4 protein-coding genes are annotated in these 4,553 nt (G+C 50.5%); 3 read left to right on the forward strand and 1 reads right to left on the reverse strand.

Translation table 11 applies throughout. The annotated features are described in order from the left end of the window. Nucleotides 1–169 precede the first annotated feature (169 nt). The 3 genes from ACQ4WS_RS25295 (at nucleotide 170) to ACQ4WS_RS25305 (ending at nucleotide 3,710) form a co-directional block, all read left to right on the forward strand. Nucleotides 170–973: a macro domain-containing protein gene (locus tag ACQ4WS_RS25295; protein WP_436479704.1), complete on the forward strand. Its 804-nt coding sequence runs from the start codon at nucleotides 170–172 to the stop codon at nucleotides 971–973. After that, on the forward strand, nucleotides 970–1,530 hold the full coding sequence (locus ACQ4WS_RS25300) for a TIR domain-containing protein (protein WP_436479705.1): 561 nt from the start codon (nucleotides 970–972) through the stop codon (nucleotides 1,528–1,530). The genes ACQ4WS_RS25295 and ACQ4WS_RS25300 overlap by 4 nt, the downstream gene beginning before the upstream one ends. Before the next feature lie 71 nt (nucleotides 1,531–1,601). After that, on the forward strand, nucleotides 1,602–3,710 hold the full coding sequence (locus tag ACQ4WS_RS25305) for a hypothetical protein (RefSeq protein ID WP_436479706.1): 2,109 nt from the start codon (nucleotides 1,602–1,604) through the stop codon (nucleotides 3,708–3,710). Nucleotides 3,711–3,772: 62 nt separating this feature from the next. On the opposite strand, the gene ACQ4WS_RS25310 is transcribed toward ACQ4WS_RS25305, so the two are convergent. After that, entirely contained in the window at nucleotides 3,773–4,384 is a 612-nt protein-coding gene (locus ACQ4WS_RS25310) for a tyrosine-type recombinase/integrase (protein ID WP_436479707.1), read from the reverse strand. Between the last annotated feature and the right edge of the window lie 169 nt (nucleotides 4,385–4,553).

A 4,553-nucleotide genomic window follows, 5' to 3' on the forward strand; every position in this document is an offset into this window, starting at 1 on the left:
GTGCCCGCCTCAATTATGAATCGCCACTCGTCGTTTATACTCAGCACATCACGTTGCTACAAGCACCAACAACCACTGTTAATTAACCCAGTGTTGCGCTTGCTCTTTGAAACCGCCGAGCTTTAAGTCTGGTACCGCTGACCTGTGTCGCGGAGTAAAGCGCGACTGGATGAAACTCCTCGCTGTGGCCTTTGTTAGCTTTAGCGGCCTGTTCACGTTGGCGAGTGCGGTCGACTTCTTCTTGCCCTTGTTAGGAATCAAAAATCCAATCGTCCTCGGCCTCCTCAGCTTGGGCAGCCTCGTCTACGGCTTGAAGAGAGTCTGGAAGCCATCCAAGGTGGAAATCCCAGTTGCCAATTGCGCGACCTGCATTGAGATCGTGTTCGCGGATTTGTTCGCCCAAGACGGCATTAGAGCCATTGCTGTGAATGAGTACTTCGACAGCAAGATTGGAAAGCCCGTGTCGCCCAACAGCCTCCACGGCTTACTAATCACCAAGTGTTTCGGTGGATCTCCTCTGTCGTTTGACGACCAGCTTATTACCGAGTTAGCCGCTTATTCGCCCAGTCCTGAGCCGTCCAAGGTCGAAGGAAAAAATGTCAAGTACGAGATTGGCGCTACGGCCATGGTGAAGGCAAACAATGATCAATTCCTGCTCTATGCGCTAACCCACACCGACCCGGCGACGTGCAAGGCAAGCGCAGACGTAACTATGCTTTGGAACGCTGTCAATTCACTGTGGAAGCGTGCGCGTAACGAATGCAATGCGCTACCGCTGAACGTGCCGCTTGTTGGCAGCGGCCTGTCGGGCCTTGGACTACCTACTCGCGATCTCTTGAACTTGATCATACTGTCCGCAATAACGGAAACAAAAGCCCGTGAGATTACGAAACGAATTCGTATTGTGTTGCACCGAGATAGATTCGACGACCTTGATCTAAGGGATGTGAAAAGCTACTGGAAGGATAAATGATGGCATACCGTAACGGCACTTATGTAGCATTTCATGCGAATGGAACGAACATTCCTGGCAAGTCAGACATCACTTACTATCAGCTAATGCGAGCATGGTCAGCAAGACCAGATGATGATTTTACGCTGGTGAATAGCCACGAGAAGGCTTCGGCGGTGAGGGATACTAGCCAAGCCGCGACGTTACGCCGGTCACTTCACGCTCGATTGGGAAACTCAAAAAACATGGTGCTGATTATCGGTCAAACAACGAAGTATGACACTGACTGGGTGCCATTTGAAATTGAACAAGCTGTGGACAAGTATGAGATTCCTATCATTGCCGCATATGTGGACTACAGCGTCCCGATTCGCGCCCCTGCTGCCTTGCGAAGCTATTGGCCGGACGCACTGGCGAAACGTATTGATAACGGTAGCGCAAGCGTGATTCACATGCCATTCAAGAAGGCAGCAATTCTTGATGCAATGAGGCAATTTTCGCACAACAATTTACCGGCGAACGGTGGACTAGGCTTCTACACTAATGACGCATACCTCACATTTGGCATTGTTGGTTAAGTGCATTAGCTCGAACTTGATTTGACTATTTTCACGCCATAATCTATCTCAGCAGCTTTAAGAAAATTCAGATGATGAGCATTAGCAAAGACGTAGATCGCTTCCACCAAATTCGCCAGTCAGCGGGGGCGGAGTTTCTTAATCGTGCTCGCCAACGCAGTTTCTCCCTCAATATTTTTCAGATGAATGCCGTCGCGCTAGTCGACGCAGCTCAGCGGGTTAAGGACCCGGACCAAGGCATGGCATACATGGCGGAAGGGAACAGCGAGGCGGGACTCCAGGCCCATCGAGAACTCAACCGGCACATACACAATTTCGTTTCATCTGCGCTTGCGCTTGTTGAGCACACACGAGTTTTCATGCGTGAGCATTACGCTACTGAGGAGGTCTTGGAACGCTATGAAAAGCAAGTAGTGGCGACGTTTGCGCAGTCACCTGTGACCCAATTTATACAGGGCCTTCGTAACTACATGGTGCATAAAGGTCTACCCAACTCGACCATGTACATCAAGTTCACAAAGAGTCCGGAGACTTCCGGTGGAACTGGTGTTATGGAAACGGGCATTCAGTACGAGACGGCATCGCTATTGGATTGGGACCGCTGGAATACCGTGGCCAGAAAATACTTAGAGGGAGCCGAAGGGCAACTCGACATCCACGATTTTGCACACGAGTACATGATGTTGGTCAATCAATTCCACGGTTGGTTGGACGCTACGTTGGCGGAACACCATCGCGAAGACCTGAATGAGTTGGAACGGCTTCAAGTTGAAAGAGACGTTGCAAATGCTACCGATGAGCTCACGCTGCCGATCGTTCACGCCGAGCCAGTAAGCAGCGAGCCATTCCATTTCACACAGGCACAGGATGTACAACTAAATCAGATTTCGTTTGAGATATTCAAAACGATTCGAGAGCTTAAATTTAAAAAAGTGCTACAAGGCTTCCCTTCTGAAAAGCCAACAACTGTGATCGCAGACGGGGATGTGATTGGACCAATAATGCATTGGGGAGATGAAGAAAGCGGTGACTCAGGATTCTCGTTCTTCGATATTGAGGGGAAGCCGTATGGACTAGGGGAGGCCGACTATGAGCACTTGGATAGTTTGGCTGACGTTGTGTTTCAGGCCAATTGGGCTCGCAATAGCTTGAGTCGAAAGTTCGTTGAGACGACCTTCTTTGATTGGGCTCGAACGCAATTTCCAAGTGGACTGACGCCATTCTCAACAGCATTCAGCGAGGCGGCTCAGCGTAGTGTGACTAAAATCGAAGTCTGCGTACCGATTTCACATATGGAAGTCGAAAACGGATTTGACTTTGGCCCAGTACGAATCGAGGCAGTTACCTCGGAATTTATGGCGCGGCTAGAACGCAAAGCAGATAAAATTCCCCCAGAGTATCAAGCTAAAGTTGACCAATTCTTCGAGAGGCTGCGTAAGGAGATTCAAGGGAACGCCGCAGTGTTCGTGTCCATAAACGCGGAACGCGAGTTCGCAGTTGAACGGGCACTTAGGATTGCTCAGGACGCTGTGGGCTTGTTGAACTTTTTCGCTCCCGCAGCTCCTCAGTCAACCATGTTCAATCCAGTCGGGCTTGTAGGTGCCGGCTGCATTCCATCGATGAAATTGATCACGATATACGGTGATGGCGCAATGCTAAACGAAGGAATTTTGCCTAAACGTCTTGGTATGTGGCGCTTGTCTGCTCCCAAACTTTCCGAGCTACAGGCAGATCTACTGGGCGCGGTTGCATCTCTTGTAAGTACGGAAGGCTTGTGTGAATTCGACTTGGCAATTCGAGCCAGCATCCTGAACTACTCCAAAGGCACGACGTTAGTCTCCCCCCTAGATCGCTTGCGAAACTGCATTTCTTCTCTTGAAGGTGTCTTGCTCAAACATGACATGGAGCCTCGGTCTCACAGCGTCTCTAATCGGATGAGTTTCTTGATTAATGCCGGTGGTGACGACGGCCTATTTGTAAGGAAAACTGTTCAGCAGATATACTGGTTGCTCGAACAGCCAGCTCCTACAGAGTATGGGCGTCGAGAAAGTGAGCTGATCGTGACCTTTACACTTTTTGCGTATGATGTCCTGCGCACTGTGCTTGGCAATGCATCCAAATTCCGCTCGAAGTCTGATTTCGTAGATGGGGTGGACAGGTTGGGTAAGCCTCGGCAATAGTGATATCTTTTCAAGTGCTGTGCTGCACATGGCAGTTAAGGTGTTTGTGTTAGAGCGATTTACTACAAGCGGCCCGTTGCTGTATGCCGAAGATCATGGAACCGCAGATTGGCAATCCCCGCTCGCTTACATGCGTCCACGAAGCAGTTATGCATCGTCATGTGCGAGATCGGAAAAACGGCACAAGCACTGCTGCGGTTGGGCAACGCTTCAAGAATCGCTACAGCCTTTTTCGATAGGGGAACGATCTGCGCAGATCCATTCTTTGTAATGGGAAGTAGCGCTGTCTGCGCGGTGAGGTGGAGGTTTTCCCAGCGCATGGTAAGCAGTTCGCCCCGTCGCATCACGGTCTCCAGCGTCAGCTTCACCAAGGGAACCATCCATGGGCTTCGCCTGCGAATCGGTTGGAGTTCTTCAAGTAGCCGTATCTCTTCCGATGCGGCGAGGAGCCTACTCCGCCCTTGCGGTATTGGTGGCTTCCGCACGAAGGAGCAGGGATTTGACGTTGGCAGCCCCCACTCTTTCCGGACATGCGTGATGATGCTGGACAAGATGCTTAACTCGCGAATGATCGTCCCTGCTCCGATGGTTTTCATTCGTTCATCGCGATACTTTGCTACAACTTCCGGCATTAGGTTCGCCATGCTGTAATTGGCAATCTTCTGCCGCAGCATGAACTCGATGCCTTCGGCCTCGCGCTTTGCTCCACGCTTTGAAGGGGTAACTTGGCGGTTTCAAAGAGCAAGCGCAACACTGGGTTAATTAACAGTGGTTGTTGGTGCTTGTAGCAACGTGATGTGCTGAGTATAAACGACGAGTGGCGATTCATAATTGAGGCGGGCA

The sequence above is a fragment of the Janthinobacterium leeuwenhoeki genome (genome assembly GCF_051380795.1).
Classification (GTDB): domain Bacteria; phylum Pseudomonadota; class Gammaproteobacteria; order Burkholderiales; family Burkholderiaceae_D; genus Janthinobacterium.

Excerpts from the sequence above, each read along its gene's own strand:
- ACQ4WS_RS25295 (WP_436479704.1), top strand. The coding sequence starts at position 170 with ATGAAACTCCTCGCTGTGGCCTTTGTTAGCTTTAGCGGCCTGTTCACG.
- ACQ4WS_RS25305 (WP_436479706.1), top strand. The coding sequence starts at position 1,602 with ATGATGAGCATTAGCAAAGACGTAGATCGCTTCCACCAAATTCGCCAG.
- ACQ4WS_RS25300 (WP_436479705.1), top strand. The coding sequence starts at position 970 with ATGATGGCATACCGTAACGGCACTTATGTAGCATTTCATGCGAATGGA.
- ACQ4WS_RS25310 (WP_436479707.1), bottom strand. The coding sequence starts at position 4,384 with ATGCTGCGGCAGAAGATTGCCAATTACAGCATGGCGAACCTAATGCCG.